Annotated in this window: 17 protein-coding genes; 7 read left to right on the forward strand and 10 right to left on the reverse strand. The window is 36.5% G+C overall.

The window, feature by feature from the left end:
- Window positions 1-59: 59 nt before the first annotated feature.
- A complete protein-coding gene (locus tag HMPREF0014_RS12305; RefSeq protein ID WP_004887123.1) occupies window positions 60-680 on the reverse strand; it encodes a TetR/AcrR family transcriptional regulator in 621 nt (206 codons plus the stop codon).
- Between the two features lie 171 nt (window positions 681-851).
- On the opposite strand from HMPREF0014_RS12305, the gene HMPREF0014_RS12310 reads away from it, so the two are divergent.
- A complete protein-coding gene (locus tag HMPREF0014_RS12310) occupies window positions 852-2,429 on the forward strand; it encodes an MFS transporter (protein ID WP_004887121.1) in 1,578 nt (525 codons plus the stop codon).
- The gene (locus HMPREF0014_RS12315; RefSeq protein WP_004887120.1) at window positions 2,426-3,511 is read left to right on the forward strand and encodes an HlyD family secretion protein; all 1,086 of its coding nucleotides are present in this window, start codon (window positions 2,426-2,428) and stop codon (window positions 3,509-3,511) included. Before HMPREF0014_RS12310 ends, HMPREF0014_RS12315 begins: the two co-directional genes overlap by 4 nt.
- A 100-nt stretch (window positions 3,512-3,611) precedes the next feature.
- On the opposite strand, the gene HMPREF0014_RS12320 is transcribed toward HMPREF0014_RS12315, so the two are convergent.
- Together HMPREF0014_RS12320 and HMPREF0014_RS12325 are read right to left on the reverse strand one after the other, a co-directional pair.
- Complete coding sequence (locus tag HMPREF0014_RS12320) at window positions 3,612-4,070, reverse strand: DMT family transporter (protein ID WP_004887119.1); 459 nt, start codon at window positions 4,068-4,070, stop codon at window positions 3,612-3,614.
- Window positions 4,071-4,079: 9 nt separating this feature from the next.
- Window positions 4,080-4,514: a DMT family transporter gene (locus HMPREF0014_RS12325; RefSeq protein WP_004887118.1), complete on the reverse strand. Its 435-nt coding sequence runs from the start codon at window positions 4,512-4,514 to the stop codon at window positions 4,080-4,082.
- Between the two features lie 99 nt (window positions 4,515-4,613).
- On the opposite strand from HMPREF0014_RS12325, the gene HMPREF0014_RS12330 reads away from it, so the two are divergent.
- Window positions 4,614-5,546 carry a LysR family transcriptional regulator gene (locus HMPREF0014_RS12330; RefSeq protein WP_004887117.1) on the forward strand — a complete coding sequence of 311 codons (933 nt, stop codon included), beginning with the start codon at window positions 4,614-4,616 and terminating at the stop codon, window positions 5,544-5,546.
- An 88-nt stretch (window positions 5,547-5,634) separates the two neighbouring features.
- Here HMPREF0014_RS12330 and HMPREF0014_RS12335 read toward each other — a convergent pair whose 3' ends face one another.
- Window positions 5,635-6,366 (reverse strand): GntR family transcriptional regulator, encoded by a 732-nt coding sequence (locus tag HMPREF0014_RS12335; protein WP_004887116.1) that lies wholly within the window; start codon window positions 6,364-6,366, stop codon window positions 5,635-5,637.
- A gap of 111 nt (window positions 6,367-6,477) precedes the next feature.
- Between HMPREF0014_RS12335 and HMPREF0014_RS12340 the strand changes: the two genes are divergently transcribed.
- Genes HMPREF0014_RS12340 through HMPREF0014_RS12350 form a run of 3 tightly spaced genes read left to right on the forward strand, consistent with a single transcriptional unit; the run spans window position 6,478 to window position 9,937 of the window.
- Window positions 6,478-7,767, forward strand: coding sequence for an SLC13 family permease (locus HMPREF0014_RS12340; RefSeq protein ID WP_004887115.1), 1,290 nt, complete (start codon window positions 6,478-6,480; stop codon window positions 7,765-7,767).
- Between the two features lie 7 nt (window positions 7,768-7,774).
- Complete coding sequence (locus HMPREF0014_RS12345; RefSeq protein ID WP_004887112.1) at window positions 7,775-8,587, forward strand: amidohydrolase family protein; 813 nt, start codon at window positions 7,775-7,777, stop codon at window positions 8,585-8,587.
- Between the two features lie 9 nt (window positions 8,588-8,596).
- On the forward strand, window positions 8,597-9,937 hold the full coding sequence (locus HMPREF0014_RS12350; protein ID WP_004887111.1) for an MFS transporter: 1,341 nt from the start codon (window positions 8,597-8,599) through the stop codon (window positions 9,935-9,937).
- 193 nt (window positions 9,938-10,130) lie between these two features.
- On the opposite strand, the gene HMPREF0014_RS12355 is transcribed toward HMPREF0014_RS12350, so the two are convergent.
- The 6 genes from HMPREF0014_RS12355 to HMPREF0014_RS25175 all read right to left on the reverse strand — a co-directional run bounded on the left by HMPREF0014_RS12355 (window position 10,131) and on the right by HMPREF0014_RS25175 (window position 14,662).
- Window positions 10,131-10,271, reverse strand: a complete 141-nt coding sequence (locus tag HMPREF0014_RS12355) for a hypothetical protein (RefSeq protein ID WP_004887108.1) — start codon at window positions 10,269-10,271, stop codon at window positions 10,131-10,133.
- 160 nt (window positions 10,272-10,431) lie between these two features.
- Window positions 10,432-10,794: a hypothetical protein gene (locus tag HMPREF0014_RS12360; RefSeq protein ID WP_009498982.1), complete on the reverse strand. Its 363-nt coding sequence runs from the start codon at window positions 10,792-10,794 to the stop codon at window positions 10,432-10,434.
- A gap of 144 nt (window positions 10,795-10,938) precedes the next feature.
- The gene (locus HMPREF0014_RS12365) at window positions 10,939-11,439 is read right to left on the reverse strand and encodes a DUF2247 family protein (protein WP_004887105.1); all 501 of its coding nucleotides are present in this window, start codon (window positions 11,437-11,439) and stop codon (window positions 10,939-10,941) included.
- 225 nt (window positions 11,440-11,664) lie between these two features.
- Complete coding sequence (locus HMPREF0014_RS12370) at window positions 11,665-12,705, reverse strand: hypothetical protein (protein ID WP_006581575.1); 1,041 nt, start codon at window positions 12,703-12,705, stop codon at window positions 11,665-11,667.
- 200 nt (window positions 12,706-12,905) lie between these two features.
- Window positions 12,906-13,451 (reverse strand): TetR/AcrR family transcriptional regulator, encoded by a 546-nt coding sequence (locus HMPREF0014_RS12375; protein ID WP_020992234.1) that lies wholly within the window; start codon window positions 13,449-13,451, stop codon window positions 12,906-12,908.
- 686 nt (window positions 13,452-14,137) lie between these two features.
- A complete protein-coding gene (locus HMPREF0014_RS25175) occupies window positions 14,138-14,662 on the reverse strand; it encodes a hypothetical protein (protein WP_004887098.1) in 525 nt (174 codons plus the stop codon).
- Window positions 14,663-14,977: 315 nt separating this feature from the next.
- Here HMPREF0014_RS25175 and HMPREF0014_RS26240 point away from each other — a divergent pair, with 315 nt between their 5' ends.
- Window positions 14,978-15,598 carry a PAAR domain-containing protein gene (locus HMPREF0014_RS26240; protein WP_020992235.1) on the forward strand — a complete coding sequence of 207 codons (621 nt, stop codon included), beginning with the start codon at window positions 14,978-14,980 and terminating at the stop codon, window positions 15,596-15,598.
- The last annotated feature ends 30 nt before the right edge of the window (window positions 15,599-15,628 follow it).

A 15,628-nucleotide genomic window follows, 5' to 3' on the forward strand; every position in this document is an offset into this window, starting at 1 on the left:
GATGATGGTCTCTTTTTTATCGATATTCAAATCTTACGTATATAATATAAATTGCCAAATTAACTTGTTTTGTAATTGATATTTTTTAAAAATAAATCAACAGCGTAATCAACCCAAGCACTAATTTCATCGGTTGATATTAAATAATCAGGATGAGTCAAACATTTTAGATGAGCATCACTTCTTAACAGTGATAAAAATATATTTGCTGCGACTTCCGAAGAAGAAGTTAATTCAATTTCTCCTTGTTTAACCGACTTTTCAAGATAACCCGCAATAATATTTGCCAGACGTTGTGGCCCCACTTCAAAGAACTTTTCCGATAATTCCGGGAATCTTACGGCTTCTGCAATACAGACTCTAAAGAATGCCAAACCCGAATGCGATAAAATAAAACACAAATAAGTTTTCCCAATTTCAGTTAAAGCTGAACGTAAGTTTTTGGCCTTTGTCTCAACCAATATAATTTGCTCTTGCATATTGGCACATTTGCGCTCAATGACGGCAGCAAACATTGCTTCTTTATTTTTAAAACAACCATACATGGTGGCTTTTGAAACACCTGCTTCTTTTTGAATCATATCTGTGGTTGTGCCACTAAATCCGTGGATCAGAAAAAACTTTGTTGCTGCATCTAGAATTTTTTGATCTTTCTCTTTGGTTTTAGTGCAATCTAACATACGAACCTACAAACATATTTAGCAATTTCATTCTTAGTGTACCTCATCGAAAAGTTCAAAATCGAGAATTGACGTAATTTTAATAAGATAGTAGAGTACCGATCGGTACAGTTGAGCTTAAGATTTGCCCTGTTCGGTGCAATAAGCTCATTTTAAAATTTAAGGTAAAAGATGAATATACGACCACTCATCGGTTTGGCAGGTGCAATTTTTGCAGCCATGACTGTCGAATTTAATAACCGAATTAGCAGCATTACCTTGGTCGATATTCGCGGTGCAATGGGCATTAGTGTCGACGCTGGTTATTGGGTCAGTAGTATTTATGCCAGTGCCATGATTATTGGCATGATCCTGTCCACCAGTTGGGCCGTTATTTTTTCTATGCGTCGAGTTCTTCTTTTTGCGATAGGACTTTGCCTCTTCTCTAGCGTTTTAATTCCTTTTAGCCCAAATATCGAAATATTTTATTTATTACGGGGCTTGCAAGGACTCGCTAATGGTTTAACCATTCCTTTACTTATGGCCTGTGCCCTTAGATTCCTAGGACCTGAAATTCGTCTATGGGGTTTGGCCTGCTATGCATTAACAGCAACTTTTTTCCCAAACTTAAGTGCTGCACTTGCTGCCTTTTATTTAGATGTGATTGGTTGGAAGATGATATTTTTCCAAACCATTCCTTTTTGTGCTTTAAGTGCTGCGCTGGTTTACTTCGGTATTCCGCAAGATCCATTAAATTACTCAAGAATAAAAACTTATGATTGGACTGGTGCGATTCTAGCCATTATTGGCTTGGCAAGCTTAAGTACCATGCTTTTGCATGGCAATCATTTGGACTGGTTCAATTCAAAATTGATTTGTGTTTTGGCTTTAATGAGTGCCATTACCCTACCTTTATTTTTAATACATGAATGGCGCTATCCAACACCATTAATTAAACCGCAAATGCTCGAAATACGAAATTTTGGCTATGCTGTTATTGCGCTGTTTTGCTTTGTGATTATTGGTATGTCAACCAGTACATTACCCCTTAATTACTTAAGCGCTGTGCATGGTTATAAGCCCACTCAAACCATGTGGATTGGCTTACAAATTGCCGCATTACAGTTTATCTATATTCCAATTGTCATTAAGGTTTTAAACCAAGCTTGGGTTGATAGCCGATATGTACATGGGTTTGGTTTACTTTTGGTGATGATTGGCTGCTTAGGTGCAAGTCAACTTGATACCACTTGGAACCAAGACCAATTCTATTTTTGGCATGCAATCTCATGTTTAGGACAAACCTGTGTAGTGCTTTCGCTCCTCATGATGGGGACAAATAGTGTCCACCCAACTATGGCAATCTATGCTTCGCCTATGATTAATACCCCGCGTGCTATTAGCGGCGTACTCGGTGTGTGTCTTTTGGACTGGGTCAATCGAGTACGTGGTGAATACCATTCAACACGGCTGATTGAAAATACCTCACAACATGTTTTTCAAAATATTCAAGGTCCTGTTATTAACCCGCTTACCCCGCCTGTGCTAAGTGCAGATGGTACCGAACGTGTTTCCGGTGGTTTATCTGCCTTAAATTCTGCGATTCAGGCACAGCAATCGGTGTTGGTGATTAGTGACCAATATCTGATTTTAGCGGGACTTACTGCAATTTTATTTATCGTTATGCTGATTTTGCCAGTTAGAACTTATCCACCACGCATTGCTCTCATTAAGTTAATGAATAGTCATAACTCAGGAAAATCTTTATGAGTACTCTCGAAGCCCAAGATCACTCCATGACCGAGTCACCCAAGTTAACAAAGATGCAATATCTTAAGAAACACTGGGTTATGGTTATTGCATTTATTATCGTTCTAGTTTCCATTTTATGGATTTTAAAAGTTATATTTTTACCTTCTTCAGTGGTTAAAACTGACGATGCACGGGTAGATGTCGAGTACTCAACCATTGCTCCTAAAGTGTCAGGCAATATTGAAGAAATTTATATTAAAGATCACCAGACCGTAAAAAAAGGCCAACTTTTGGCACGGATTGATGCACGAGATTATCAGGCGGCTTTAGCTGAAGCAGAATCTAATTATGCTAAAGCACAAGCTGACTTAAATGAAGCAAAGCTGGCAGTAGAAAGACAACCCACTGTTATCCGAGAAACAGAAGCCCAGCTTAGAAAAGTAGAAGCCGGTATTAAACTCACCAAAGATAATACAGCACGTTATGAGCAACTACAGGCGCTTGGTGCTGAGTCTAGATTGATTACGCAACAGTCAAAAACCACATTGACCGAGCAATATGCCGACTTGGACAGCAGTAAAGAAAAAGTCACAGATGCACAGTATCAGCTCAACCAATATAAAATTCAGGTACAGGCTAAAGAAGCCGCTTTAAAACAAGCTCAAGCTGCGCTTGATAAAGCAAAACTGAATCTGAGCTATACAGAAATTCGATCGCCTATTGATGGCATGATTGGACAAAAGTCTGCAAATGTGGGCAACTTTGTTGGCGCAGGTAATCCACTCATGGTGGTTGTGCCTTTAGATCAAGTGTATGTAGAAGCAAACTTCCGTGAAATTGAACTAAAACAAATTAAAATCGGCCAACCTGTCATTGTTTATGTCGACGCTTACAATGTTGAGTTAAAAGGTGTGGTAGATAGTTTTTCACCATCGACTGGTGCATTTTTCTCGCCAATTTCAGCAACAAATGCGACGGGTAACTTTACTAAAATTGTTCAGCGTTTACCTTTACGCATCAAACTCCTTGAGAACCAGCCGGATATTAAGTTGTTGCGTCCTGGTCTATCTGTTGTGGTTTCTGTGGATACGACTAAATAAACGGAATCAACTGAGCACTTAAAAACTCTAAATGAGCCTCATTGTTAGTCTTACTCCTAATGTGGGCTCATTAAATTCAATACTAAATTTGGCTCGTATTTTACCCTTCTATCCTTTTGTCCTTGCTACTTGAATAGATAAAATACAAAGCAATCCCTAAGCAAATTAGCGCTCCTAATCGATACAGTGAAAAAGGAAGCATTTCATTACCGAACCAGCCAAAGTTATCAATCAAGATACTCATCAAAAGTTGTCCAAAAATCACAGCAACAGTAGCAACCGCAGCTCCGATTCTTTGTACAGCCAGTACCATAATGACAATATAAGGTACGCCACACATAGCACCTAATAACTGCCATTTAGGAACATCTAGTAACGTTAAAGTTTGTTTAGGTTCAAAGTAAAAAATAAGGAGAGCCGTAATTAGAGCACCGACCGAAAAAGTCAGAAAAGCACTACGAAATACACCAACTTTCGCTCCAAGTTGACCATTAATTGCGGCCTGCACACTCAGCAAAGCACCACCAATGACGGCGAGAAGAATCATTAAAATTGTCATGGCTATCTCCTACGCTTTTGCCACAAGTATAAGTGCGACAACAATAAAGATGAGTGCCACTACCCGTTTACGGTCTACTTTTCGATGTGGAGTTCCCAGTAAACCATAGTGGTCGATAATCAGACTTTTAAATACCTGTCCCGCTAAAATGCCAATCATGGTCATTGCAATACCAATAATTGGAGTCGTAATTGTCAAAATAATGACGTAAGCAGGACCAAGAACACCACCGAGTAATTGCCAAGATGGAAGTGTAAAAAATGAAGGACTATTACGTGGGCTAAAAAACAGCATGAGTAGAAAAGTAAGTGCTGCACCCACGCCAAAAATACTAAACGTGGCCCACAACTCACCCACTTCTTTTCCTAACGGCCCTAAAAGCCCTGCTTCGACCGATAGCCCCATACCCCCTAAAATGGTTAGGAGTAGTAATAGAATTTGCATCTACATTGCCTCATCTGTATCTAAGCAACGAATAGTAAGGTAGCCAATTCATCAGAAAAACAGCATAATTCATGAATCACTTTTGCAGAAATTGCACAAATGGATTTAACAAATTCGATTGATATCCGCACGCTTCGCTTCTTTATTAGTGTTTATAACGCGCAAAACTTCTCAAATGTAGCACGTAAAGAAGATGTATCAGCGTCTATGATTTCACGCACCATTCAACAACTTGAAGATGCATTGGGCCAGCAACTTTTCTACCGAAATACGCGAGCAATCACACCGACCGAATCGGGCAAATTATTTTTTGAGTACGCGAAAAAAATTACCGAACAATTTGATGAAGCCCAAAAGGCATTGCAAGATAAAACCATAGAGCCATCGGGACTCGTCCGCATTAATGCCCCTGTGTTTTTTGGTCAACGGCATATTGCGCCGTGGTTGGCGGGTTTATCAGAGCGTTACCCAAGGCTTCTAATAGAACTCATTCAAACCGATGAATTTATAGATCCATTACGCGAAAGCACAGATTTAATATTTCGTATTGGAGCACTGACTGATTCATCATTTCATGCACGTATTTTTGGTACACAAAAATATCATTTGGCAGCGTCTCCTCAATATATTGCCAAATACGGTACGCCTGATCATCCGACAGAACTTAATCAGCACAAATGCCTAGTCTATAAAGGTTTTGAAGGTCCTAACCGCTGGTTAGTAAGAAAGCCCAATGAAGAATGGGTACATTATCCAATTACTCCATTGCTGTCTTCAAACAATGCCGAGAGTTTAATGACAGCCGCGCTTCATGGCATGGGGATTGTTTTATTTCCTGATTGGCTGATTGGCGAAGCTTTAAAACAAGGTGATTTAATAAAGCTTTTACCTGAATATGAAGTCGCGATTAAATCACACCCCCAGCATATCGCAGCCATTTATCCCAATGTTCGCCATCCGCCCTTAAATATTCGAGTGGTAATAGATTATTTTGCTGAAATCTATGGAGACACACCGTATTGGCAGAATTAAATTTTTCTTTTAATCATCATTTGTAAAGACAAAAACACCTGATTGCAGCAATCAAATAAACTCTGAAATCAGGGATCACCGTTAGATACTAATTAATTGCTATCTCATAATGAAAATTATCGGCCAAACCATAAGACTCACGGTATTCGACTGCTACGCCTTCAAGATTTTTTGCGATACGGCATACCTTCACTAAAGGGTCTTCAAGGTGATTATTTAAATGGCTATCTTTGATATTTTTCTCAAAAGTTAACCGTTCTGTTGCAGTAGAAATAAATTGACCGCAGTGCTGATAATAAAAAGGATAAAGTAGATTCCCAAACTCAGCGATTGGAATTTCTTCCAGATTTTTAAATAAGCGTTCAGGCAGCCAGATTCTTTCGCTTAACACAACGACGTCTTCATGCTTACGAACACGCTCGATATAAATCAGCTTTTCGGTGTGCCCAAGCCCTAACTCGGCGTTTACTTCCGGCATTGCATCACACACTTCTACTTTTTTGATTTGTCCTTGTGGCTGAATAAAATCGCCTTTTTTATTACGTAGTCTAAAAAAACGGATGAGTGAATTTTCAAAATTAGGTTGTTTGAGGAAAGTTCCTTTTCCTTGCTGTTTAACCAATAAGCCATCTTCAACCAGTCCTTCAACCGCCTTTCTAACGGTTCCTACCGATACGCTATACATTTGCGCAAGTTCTTGTTCACTTGGAATAGGCTCTTCGACTGTCCATTTTGACTGGATCAGTAGTTTTTGAAGTTCCCAACGGACCTTTTCATATCTTGGCAATTTAAAATTTTTAAATGCAGTCTCATCAAGCATTTGCGTTAAACATTATGAAATCGATTTGACAATATTAGCATAGTTCTGTGTAATACAAAAAAGCAAACATATATATGTTTAGATGTTTATATATTTATCAAGGAAGATAATATGACCGCATTGATGCTGATAGCTTTAGCTGTATCTATAGGCTTAGGTTATAAAACAAAAATCAATATCGGATTTTTTACGATAGCGTTTGCTTACCTGATTGGTTGCTTTGGCATGGGTCTTAAACCTTCCGAAGTTATTGAATTATGGCCTGTCAAAATTTTCTTTATTATTTTATCTGTCACTCTGTTTTATAACTTTGCTTTGGCAAATGGCGCTTTAGAAAAACTTGCCAGCCATCTCTTATATAAATGCCGTAAGTTTCCTCAGTTTTTACCTTTAGCGATTTTTTTCGCAGCAACCATTATTGCTGGCCTAGGTGCTGGTTTTTATACGGTACTTGCCTTTATGGCACCCATTACACTGCTGCTGTGTAAAAAAACCAATATGAATATGGTTATTGGCGGGATGGCGGCAAATTACGGCGCTTTAGCTGGCGCAAATTTTATGACATCACAAAGTGGCATTATTTTCCGAAGCTTAATGGAAAATACTGGTATTAGCTCACAAACCGCTTTTTCATATAGCAGTGGAATTTTTGTATTAACTTTAATTATTCCAATTGCGGTGTTGGGCATTTATACCCTGTGGAATAGAAAAAGTAATTCAATTGTGATTGAAGATCAAAAGCCTGAGCCATTTGACAAAAAACAGAAACAATCCATCTTCCTTATTGTTTTAATGATGTCGATTGTTTTAGTTTTTCCAATCTTGCACCTTGTTTTTCCCGATGTAAAAACGATTAGCTTTTTAAACTCCAAAATTGATATTGCCTTCCTTGCCATTACCTTCTCGCTCATTAGTTTACTTATGAAACTTGCCGATGAGAAAAAGGTCATTGCTCTTGTGCCTTGGGGAACACTAATCATGATTTGCGGTGTTGGTATGCTCATCGCATTAGGTGTGAAACTTGGCATTATTACGACCCTATCTGAATGGTTAGCAAACAATGTTCCTGTGTGGGTTATACCAGTACTGTTATGTCTGATCAGTGCCATTATGTCTGTATTTTCAAGCACTCTAGGTGTAGTTGCTCCTACCTTATTCCCAATTGTTCCGGCGCTTGCACTTAGCTCTGGCCTAAATCCACTTGTGCTGTTCATTTGTATTGTAGTTGGCGCTCAGTCTACAGCGATTTCCCCTTTCTCCTCTGGCGGTAGCCTCATTATGGCTTCAGCTCCTGCAGATATCGACAAAACCAAATTTTTTAATCAACTGTTATTTAAAGCAATTCCTGTAGGAGTCATTGCCGCTTTAATCACTATTTTCGCTTTAAAATTTGTAATGTGAGATGAAAATGAACTGTATAGATACACATGCACATGTTTTTTCGACACAGGACCACAGTATCGAAACAGCACGTTATGCACCTGATTATGAGGCAACTGTACAAAGTTTTATCTCTCATCTTGATGAATACAATTTCACGCATGGTGTTTTGGTTCAACCCAGCTTTTTGGGTACCAATAACCAAGCGATGTTAAACGCAATTCAGCAATACCCTAAGCGTTTAAAAGGGATCGCCGTTGTTCAACATACGACGACTTTTGAGGAGCTAGTGAATCTCAAGGCACAAGGCATCGTTGGTGTTCGCTTAAATCTATTCGGTCTTAACCCTCCTGCGCTAAATACGCCTGACTGGCAAAAATTTTTACGTAATGTGGAAAGCCTCAACTGGCAAGTTGAATTACACGCACCGCCAAAATATCTGGTTCAGCTTTTGCCACAATTAGATGAATACAGCTTTGATGTCGTAATTGACCATTTTGGCCGAGTTGACCCTGTTAAAGGGATTGAAGATCCGGATTATCAGAAATTTTTAAGCTTACTTAACGTAAAACAGCACTGGATTAAAGTGTCCGGTTTCTACCGTTTGGGTGCCGCTCCAAACAACATAAATACGGCACGACTGGCCTATAACATTCTTAAAGAAAAAGGCTTTTTACACAAACTCATTTGGGGAAGTGATTGGCCACATACCCAACATGAATCTTTAATTACTTATGAAAATGCATTTAGAGCTTTTAAACAGATTGTGTTTGATAAACACGAGCAATGTTTAATTTTAAATCAGAACCCTACCGAGCTGTTTGGTTTCTCACGTACATAAGGAGTATGTATGAAAAATGATATATCTATATCGGAAGTAGAAAAGTCAACGATCCGTAAACTCTCTTTTCGTATTCTTCCTTTCCTCATTCTTTGTTATTTCATCTCATATATTGACCGAGTAAACATTGGTTTCGCCGCTTTAACCATGAATCAAGAAATTGGTTTAACCGCGACTGCCTTTGGTTTTGGTGCGACATTATTTTTTATTGCATATGTCATATTTGAAATTCCAAGTAATATGGCCATGGAAAAGCTAGGTGCACGTATCTGGATTGCCAGAATCATGATTACTTGGGGCATTGTCGGTTGCTGTACCGCCTTCATTACTGGCCCTATTTCATATGCAATCTCACGGTTTTTACTTGGTGCTGCCGAAGCCGGATTTTTTCCTGGTGTATTACTGTATTTAACCCTATGGTTCCCTAAACGATATATGGCTCGAATTGTTGCCGTATTTATGGTTGCCATTCCTTTATCTAATTTTATTGGTTCACCATTATCTGCCTTACTGTTGGGCTTACATGGTTTAGTTGGTTTAAGTGGATGGCAAGTGCTTTTAATTTTTGAAGCATTGCCTGCAATTCTTCTTGGCATATTATGTTTAGTTTGGCTTCCAAATAAACCGAATCATGTTAAATGGTTAAGTTCTGAGGAAAGAGAATGGCTATCGAGTACCTTAACTTTTGAAAAAAACCAACAGTTAAATACTGAAAAACAAGACAGTGCCGAACAGAAAAAGAGTAAGTTCAAACTGCTGATTACCAATAAATATCTATGGTTCTTCGCAATTATTTATGCAGGAAGTTCAGCAACCAGCAATATTTTATCATTATGGATGCCTCAGATTTTAAAGGCTTTCCATTTAACTGCCATGCAGACGGGTCTTTTAAATATGATTCCGTTTGGTTTAGCTGCTGCTTTCATGATTGTTTGGGGCGTACATGCCGATAAAAGTGGCAATAAAAGTCTCAACACAGCCATTCCATTATTTGTAACCAGTTTTGGTTTGCTTCTTACTATTTTTACCTCGTCTTTAACTTTGAGCTTACTTTTATTCTCACTCGTTTTGATGGGTAACTATGCCATTAAAGGTCCTTTCTGGGCATTGGTTTCTGAGCGCTTACCGCCGACTCTGGTAGCCGTAGGCATCGCAGCGGTTAATACCATTGCGCATATCGGTACTGGGCTTATGAACTCTATTATGGGTATAGTCAAAGATTATTCGGGTAGTTTCCCTGTTTCACTTTTACCGCTCTGCATTCTGACATTTATTGGCGCCGTGATTGCGTTGTATTTAGGAAGAAAACCAACTTTACCGAAAGCACAAAAGGTTCAAAAATTGGTTTAGGTTTTAGAAATAACAGATTTAATAAAAAGAGACCCATTGATGGTCTTTTTTTTATTTATAACAAATATATAGATGCTAAGATGAATCAATATTTTCTTATTTTTATATGAAAACTATAAGTTTGTCTGTCTTTACTCCAACAAAAAGCCCATCTTCCGATGAGCTTTTTATTTAATTAAGATTATCAAATGCATTAGACTTTAAATTCTGCTATTACAAAGTTTTTTACTATTTCATCAAAATTTGGTTTCAGAAGAGTTGGCTTGCTATCTTTTATAGTTATATACCAATAACTTGCTGCAACTCCCATGCTAATTAAAGCTAACAATTTCATTGCTCACCTCACTTATTGGGAAGAGTGGACTTCAACTTAACATCCGCGTTTGTAGCGTTCCAACTCGTTTTAACGAGGTTTCTGTATATTTTTTAAGCAATGTGTAATAAATAAGCCTACAACTTTGAGAGCCTTCTTTAACGCCCATAATTTAGATAAATTAATGTTTTCCAAATCTTATACGAAATCCCATAGAATGCCCTTCTTCTTTGACTTTAATAGTATATAAGTATTTAATTTTATTAAAATCTTTCCTCATTTCTATATCAACCACTCCATCTTGCTTCTGTCCAGTTATTTCAACTTTATAAGAGTAAAGTGGCCGTTCAGCATCAGTATAAAAATCAGATCCATACTGCTTAATACTGTAGTCTTTAATTTTTCCAAATTTCTGTCTTATGGTTTTATCTGTATATACCACTGATTTAACCCTTTGTGTATTTTCTTTATTATTAATAAATAAGTAGCCACTTCCAATAATAAGAATAAATATAGTGATCAAAGCGATATTTCTTTTTTTCATTAGATCTTTAAATTCTATGTACATATATTTCTAAAAATATTTAGGGAAAAATATTCTATCAAATTTCAATATATTATTTTAAGATTTAATCTAATACTTAAAGAACTTTAACTAATTTTATTAATGCTAGGGATAGCCTCGGGTTTATTTGAATATATCAGCACCCTTTTGTAAGTAAATTTCCCAATTCTTCATTAAGCGATTAATATTTTCTGCATACGAATACAATGAGGGATCGTATCCATCCGTAGGAGGTATATATTTAATAAAACTTTCTATTTCAGCAGGATAATCAAAATCTGTATAAATACTTTCTACCTCATCTAAAGGATCTTCAAAACTTTCTCGATTAATCCAAAGCCAGCTAAGAAGTATATAAAGCCATTTTTCCCTAATCATCGAATCTTCATTAGTCTCTGAACATAATTCATTCAAAAAGGGACCGATATCATCTGATTCACTCGGTATAAGGAATGATAGTTCAAGTTCAGCGTTAGTATAGTCTTCCGTTAATAAACTATTTTCTGCTTTTTTTATTGGTATTTCTGAAGTGAGAAGATTATTTTTATAGCCCCATTTGATATCACACCATGAAAGTGTCACCTTTTCATTAATAAAATCAGCAGGTATTGGATACAAATTCATGTCATTGTGCCTCTGGGATCATAAAAATCATTAATTCTAATATTTCCCGAATACTTATTAATTTGATCTTCAAAAAAATTTTTAAGAAAAAACAATATAATTTCGATAGTTTAAAAAAGCTTACTCTTTCGAGTAAGCTTTATCCTTAGGAGTTTTCTACTGATAAATAATGATCACTATAATTCAAAAAATTACTAGCCTTGATCAAAATTAAATAATCTGAATCTAGTTGATTAAAGTCTGATTAATCAATGATTCAATTTTTTGAGAAGCAACAGAATTATAGTAAGTACATTCATTCTTTGCTTCTTCAATTGCACTTTGGAAAGAAATTACATCCTCGTAATTATTAAATGAATCAAGTGATTTTTTATAACCTGCAACAATACTATCAATTGAAGTGTTAGGATTCTTTTGCCAATAACCTGAAGCTAGTTTATTGTCTATATTCATATACACCGAAACTGTATAATACTTTGGATCGTTTGCCTCTGTATTTAAATAAGCCCACTGTACATTACCCCATTTTCCAGTAACAGCATTACTTCCAGCTAAAGAAACATAGTCTGAAAAGTTATTAACGCTAACACCATTAACAGAAGCTAAACTTTCTGTATTAGTAATTACATAGTAAGGGACTGAATAATTTGTTCTTTCAACCTGAAAACACTTAGCTCCTGCAGGAAATGTATTTTTTTTAGTTAAAGCTAAAAAATTTTTAAATTGATCACCAATAGATTCTCGATGAAAAAATACGCTTGTAGGAATTTTCTCTGCAAGCAGATTCCAATATACGGCGGTTCTGTCACTTATTCTGACATTCTTTAAATCAATCCAGCGCCCTTTCTCTTCTACGACAATATTCTTAAGGCCATCTTTGTTATAAGGGGTTTTTCGAAGAGTAGTTCCATCTTGTGAAGTAGATCTTAAAATATATCGTCTATAACCTAATGGATACTTCGTCTCATCTGGTCTGTAAAGACCATCTGTGCTTAACATTAGGCGACCAATATCTGGTTGAGTGTTTTTATCTAATTTAAGATAATCTGCATACCAAATATTTCCGTTTCTTGAATTTCTAGTAATCTCAACAAATGTATTATCAAACTGAATAGATGCCCATTTGTAAGAAGTAGTATTATCAAACTCGCTACTAAGAATTTCATCTTTTGTTGTTGTAACTGTATCACTACTTCCAGTCCCGCCACCACAGCCGACCATAAGACCTGAAAGTAGAAAAAGGAAAATAGCTTTATTAAGTGTCATAAAATTTACTCTTTTTTATTGAGTGGTATAAAATGCGGTTAAGCATAATAAGTTAAAATTTTATTATAAGAAATAATTAATTTTCAGATTTAACTTCTTAATTATCAGACGTAATAATAAAAGTTTAAGTAAGTTAAAAAGGTAATCAATTATTAAAAATTAAATTTATTACTTCATTTAAATTGAAAAAATATTAATTCCTATTTCAAAAACCTCTCCACCACCATATCCCGCTCATCCAAACTATTTGAGCTTAAAATCTGGAACATCAAGCCATCAATTAGGTTTAAAACCAAATTGGCATCGGGCTTTAATGCATGAGTTTCTAAACTAAAAATCAGGTCAAAAATCTCATGAAGCAACCATTTTCTATACTCTATTGCCATATGGTAAGCCTGTGGGTAAGCGATTTTAATTTCAAAATAGGCTTTTAGTAAAAGGTAGTACAGGCTATTAAAGTTGGCATGTAAAACAATAATTTCTTTGAGTTTATCTTTTGAAGTGCGGTAATGGCCTGAGTAAATAATGGAGAGCACTTCTTCTCTGAGCAAGCTTTTTTGAAAGGCAATGCACATTTCAATTAAACCTTCTTTTGAGCCAAAATATTTATAAAAGGTGGATTTGGTAATTTGGGCTTCTTTAGCAATCAGGTCTACGCCCGCTGTGTGAAACCCGTAAGTTGTAAATAGGTGTATGGCAGTTTGAAGAACATATAGTTTTTTCGAAGATATTTCTAAATTTGACATAGTTTTGCCGTTATAAATTCTTGTTGTTTCTAAATGAGATTAAAAAGCCTGTGCCTTTTCTGGGAGAAAAAAAGGCACAGCAAAGCCGTAAAGACTGTGCTTGGCACATCTCAAGTTTTATTGTTGCTAAGTTTTAGACGTAATGATTTAAAGCCTGAAAAGCCTATAGGCAATCAAGTTTCTTTAAAGTGATTTAAGTTGTGTCGAGATAGTTTTTGACAGTGACTGCCAATAATTTATGAATGTGCATAGCCAACTCCTTCTTTTGGGAGTTCTGCCGAAACATTATAAATTATGGTGGCAGAACGGAAGCGGGTTGACGGACTGGTTTCAACTCCAGCACACTCGAAAGTGTCCCACTCCCGTCCTACCGCTACGGGAGGGAACGAGGTGTGCACACAAAACTATTCCTCAGAAGAAATAGTCCTGAAGTGGTTGAAATAGCGGTCCGTCAAAACCGACTGGCAATGTAGGCCAGCCCGCAAAGGATAGTATCCAAGTCACTTACAGTCAAGCATACAAAATGACATTTGCTTTAAAATAGATCATTAAAAAGTAAGGATAAATAGTTAAAATTTATTGTTAATTTTTTATTTATAAAAATGCATAAAAACAAAACACTCTACTCGTGTCACTGCTCAAATATCCGTTCCAATTAGCAATTCTTTTAGCCGACCTTGAGCCTTTTATGGCAACTTAAATGGAAATACGTAAATGACATTACTAGCCATAGGATAAATCCCTAAGCTTTCGGTTCTTTCTTTCAATTGTTCTATAGAAAGTCCTGAAATCGGTTCACGCCCGCCCCAAACCAACAAGCCTTTTTTAGCATAGTCTTCGAGTACTTCTATGGTTTTTCCATTTTTAAGCTCAATCACAACATTTTTTTCTTTAATTGGGAATAATTGCGCATTTTCATCGGTAACGAACAGGGTCAGGCTTATAGCTGTCGCTATTTGTTCTTGGTATGGCGCGATAATAATTCCATTACTAGCGACTGGCGTGATGCTCAGTTGTGAAAACTGCAAATCAGTTATAGCATCTTGATTGGGAGCTCGACCACTCCATATAAGAATGCCTTCAGGGAACGCGGCTAAAGGTTCTTGGCTGTCATTTATCTCTAGTATTTTTCCGTCATCAAATTTAATAACCAGACTTTGTCCTGCATAGCGTGTTAAAGCACTATTTTGGTCAACAGCAAAAATTTTCATTTAATTTCATTCCCCAACAGCCAAGCATAAGATCATAACGGTTAGCTATCTTTTTAAGTTGGTATTTTTGTGAAGGTTTATTAGAGGGTATTTAAATAATTATAATTTTATTCGATTAAAATCTTAAGTTTAAGTCATGCTAATTCACAGTTTCATATTGAATTAAAATAAAATTCCTATCTACATAAGAAAACAATTCAGATAGTTAAATTTCTAACTTAATTATTATAGGAACTTATACAATAAAACTATACAGTTCTGTATACCCCACTTTGTTATCATTCGGGCCAATTCATGAAAATAACAAGGAGTAATATGGCAACCCCGTATATAACTATAGGCTGCCCAACATCTGGGGGTGGCAAAGTCATTTCTGGGAACAGCAAGTTTCTAATTGATGGTATTCCCGTTGCCTGCGTTGGTGATAAAGCTACATGTCCCACACATAAAGTTCTTGCAACCATTGTGTCTGGTGACCCATACATGCAAATTTTTGGGAAATCTGCAGCACGAGTGAACGACTCACTTTCATGTGGCTGCAAATTACTTCCGCAACAAAATCTAGTTGTTCAAGATAATGGTGGTAGCACTGGTAGTAATAGTAGTTATAAAAATACTCAACAATCTACTCAAGAAAATTTTATTGAAAAGAAAGATTTTGAGATTGAACTAGTTGACTTAAAAGTTACACCTTTTATTCCCCTTGGAGTTCCTACCTCTGAAGGTAAACCATCAAATAAAGAACATTCATTTTTCATAAAAATAAAAAAAGGAATATGTGATGCTATAAGTCTAGAAGTTGAGCAGGACGGAACCTTTGTAGAAGTAAAGAAAATACAAAAAGCTTTTTCCTCTGGTCAGCAAATTTCACTCAATTGGGATGGCTTTATTGATCCTAGACAGTATCGTGGACAACAAATCCCTCTAAATTCTTAAAATATTTCTTCTCAAAGGCTTCAGGGCTTA

The sequence above is a fragment of the Acinetobacter sp. RUH 2624 genome (genome assembly GCF_000162375.2).
In the GTDB taxonomy this organism is placed as follows: domain Bacteria; phylum Pseudomonadota; class Gammaproteobacteria; order Pseudomonadales; family Moraxellaceae; genus Acinetobacter; species Acinetobacter nosocomialis.

Coding starts and splice junctions, on each gene's coding strand:
- HMPREF0014_RS12360 (WP_009498982.1), bottom strand. CDS start 10,794: ATGAAAAAAAGAAATATCGCTTTGATCACTATATTTATTCTTATTATT.
- HMPREF0014_RS12345 (WP_004887112.1), top strand. CDS start 7,775: ATGAACTGTATAGATACACATGCACATGTTTTTTCGACACAGGACCAC.
- HMPREF0014_RS12325 (WP_004887118.1), bottom strand. CDS start 4,514: ATGCAAATTCTATTACTACTCCTAACCATTTTAGGGGGTATGGGGCTA.
- HMPREF0014_RS12335 (WP_004887116.1), bottom strand. CDS start 6,366: ATGCTTGATGAGACTGCATTTAAAAATTTTAAATTGCCAAGATATGAA.
- HMPREF0014_RS12355 (WP_004887108.1), bottom strand. CDS start 10,271: ATGAAATTGTTAGCTTTAATTAGCATGGGAGTTGCAGCAAGTTATTGG.
- HMPREF0014_RS12330 (WP_004887117.1), top strand. CDS start 4,614: ATGGATTTAACAAATTCGATTGATATCCGCACGCTTCGCTTCTTTATT.
- HMPREF0014_RS12365 (WP_004887105.1), bottom strand. CDS start 11,439: ATGAATTTGTATCCAATACCTGCTGATTTTATTAATGAAAAGGTGACA.
- HMPREF0014_RS12315 (WP_004887120.1), top strand. CDS start 2,426: ATGAGTACTCTCGAAGCCCAAGATCACTCCATGACCGAGTCACCCAAG.
- HMPREF0014_RS12350 (WP_004887111.1), top strand. CDS start 8,597: ATGAAAAATGATATATCTATATCGGAAGTAGAAAAGTCAACGATCCGT.
- HMPREF0014_RS12370 (WP_006581575.1), bottom strand. CDS start 12,705: ATGACACTTAATAAAGCTATTTTCCTTTTTCTACTTTCAGGTCTTATG.
- HMPREF0014_RS12320 (WP_004887119.1), bottom strand. CDS start 4,070: ATGACAATTTTAATGATTCTTCTCGCCGTCATTGGTGGTGCTTTGCTG.
- HMPREF0014_RS26240 (WP_020992235.1), top strand. CDS start 14,978: ATGGCAACCCCGTATATAACTATAGGCTGCCCAACATCTGGGGGTGGC.
- HMPREF0014_RS25175 (WP_004887098.1), bottom strand. CDS start 14,662: ATGAAAATTTTTGCTGTTGACCAAAATAGTGCTTTAACACGCTATGCA.
- HMPREF0014_RS12375 (WP_020992234.1), bottom strand. CDS start 13,451: ATGTCAAATTTAGAAATATCTTCGAAAAAACTATATGTTCTTCAAACT.
- HMPREF0014_RS12340 (WP_004887115.1), top strand. CDS start 6,478: ATGACCGCATTGATGCTGATAGCTTTAGCTGTATCTATAGGCTTAGGT.
- HMPREF0014_RS12305 (WP_004887123.1), bottom strand. CDS start 680: ATGTTAGATTGCACTAAAACCAAAGAGAAAGATCAAAAAATTCTAGAT.
- HMPREF0014_RS12310 (WP_004887121.1), top strand. CDS start 852: ATGAATATACGACCACTCATCGGTTTGGCAGGTGCAATTTTTGCAGCC.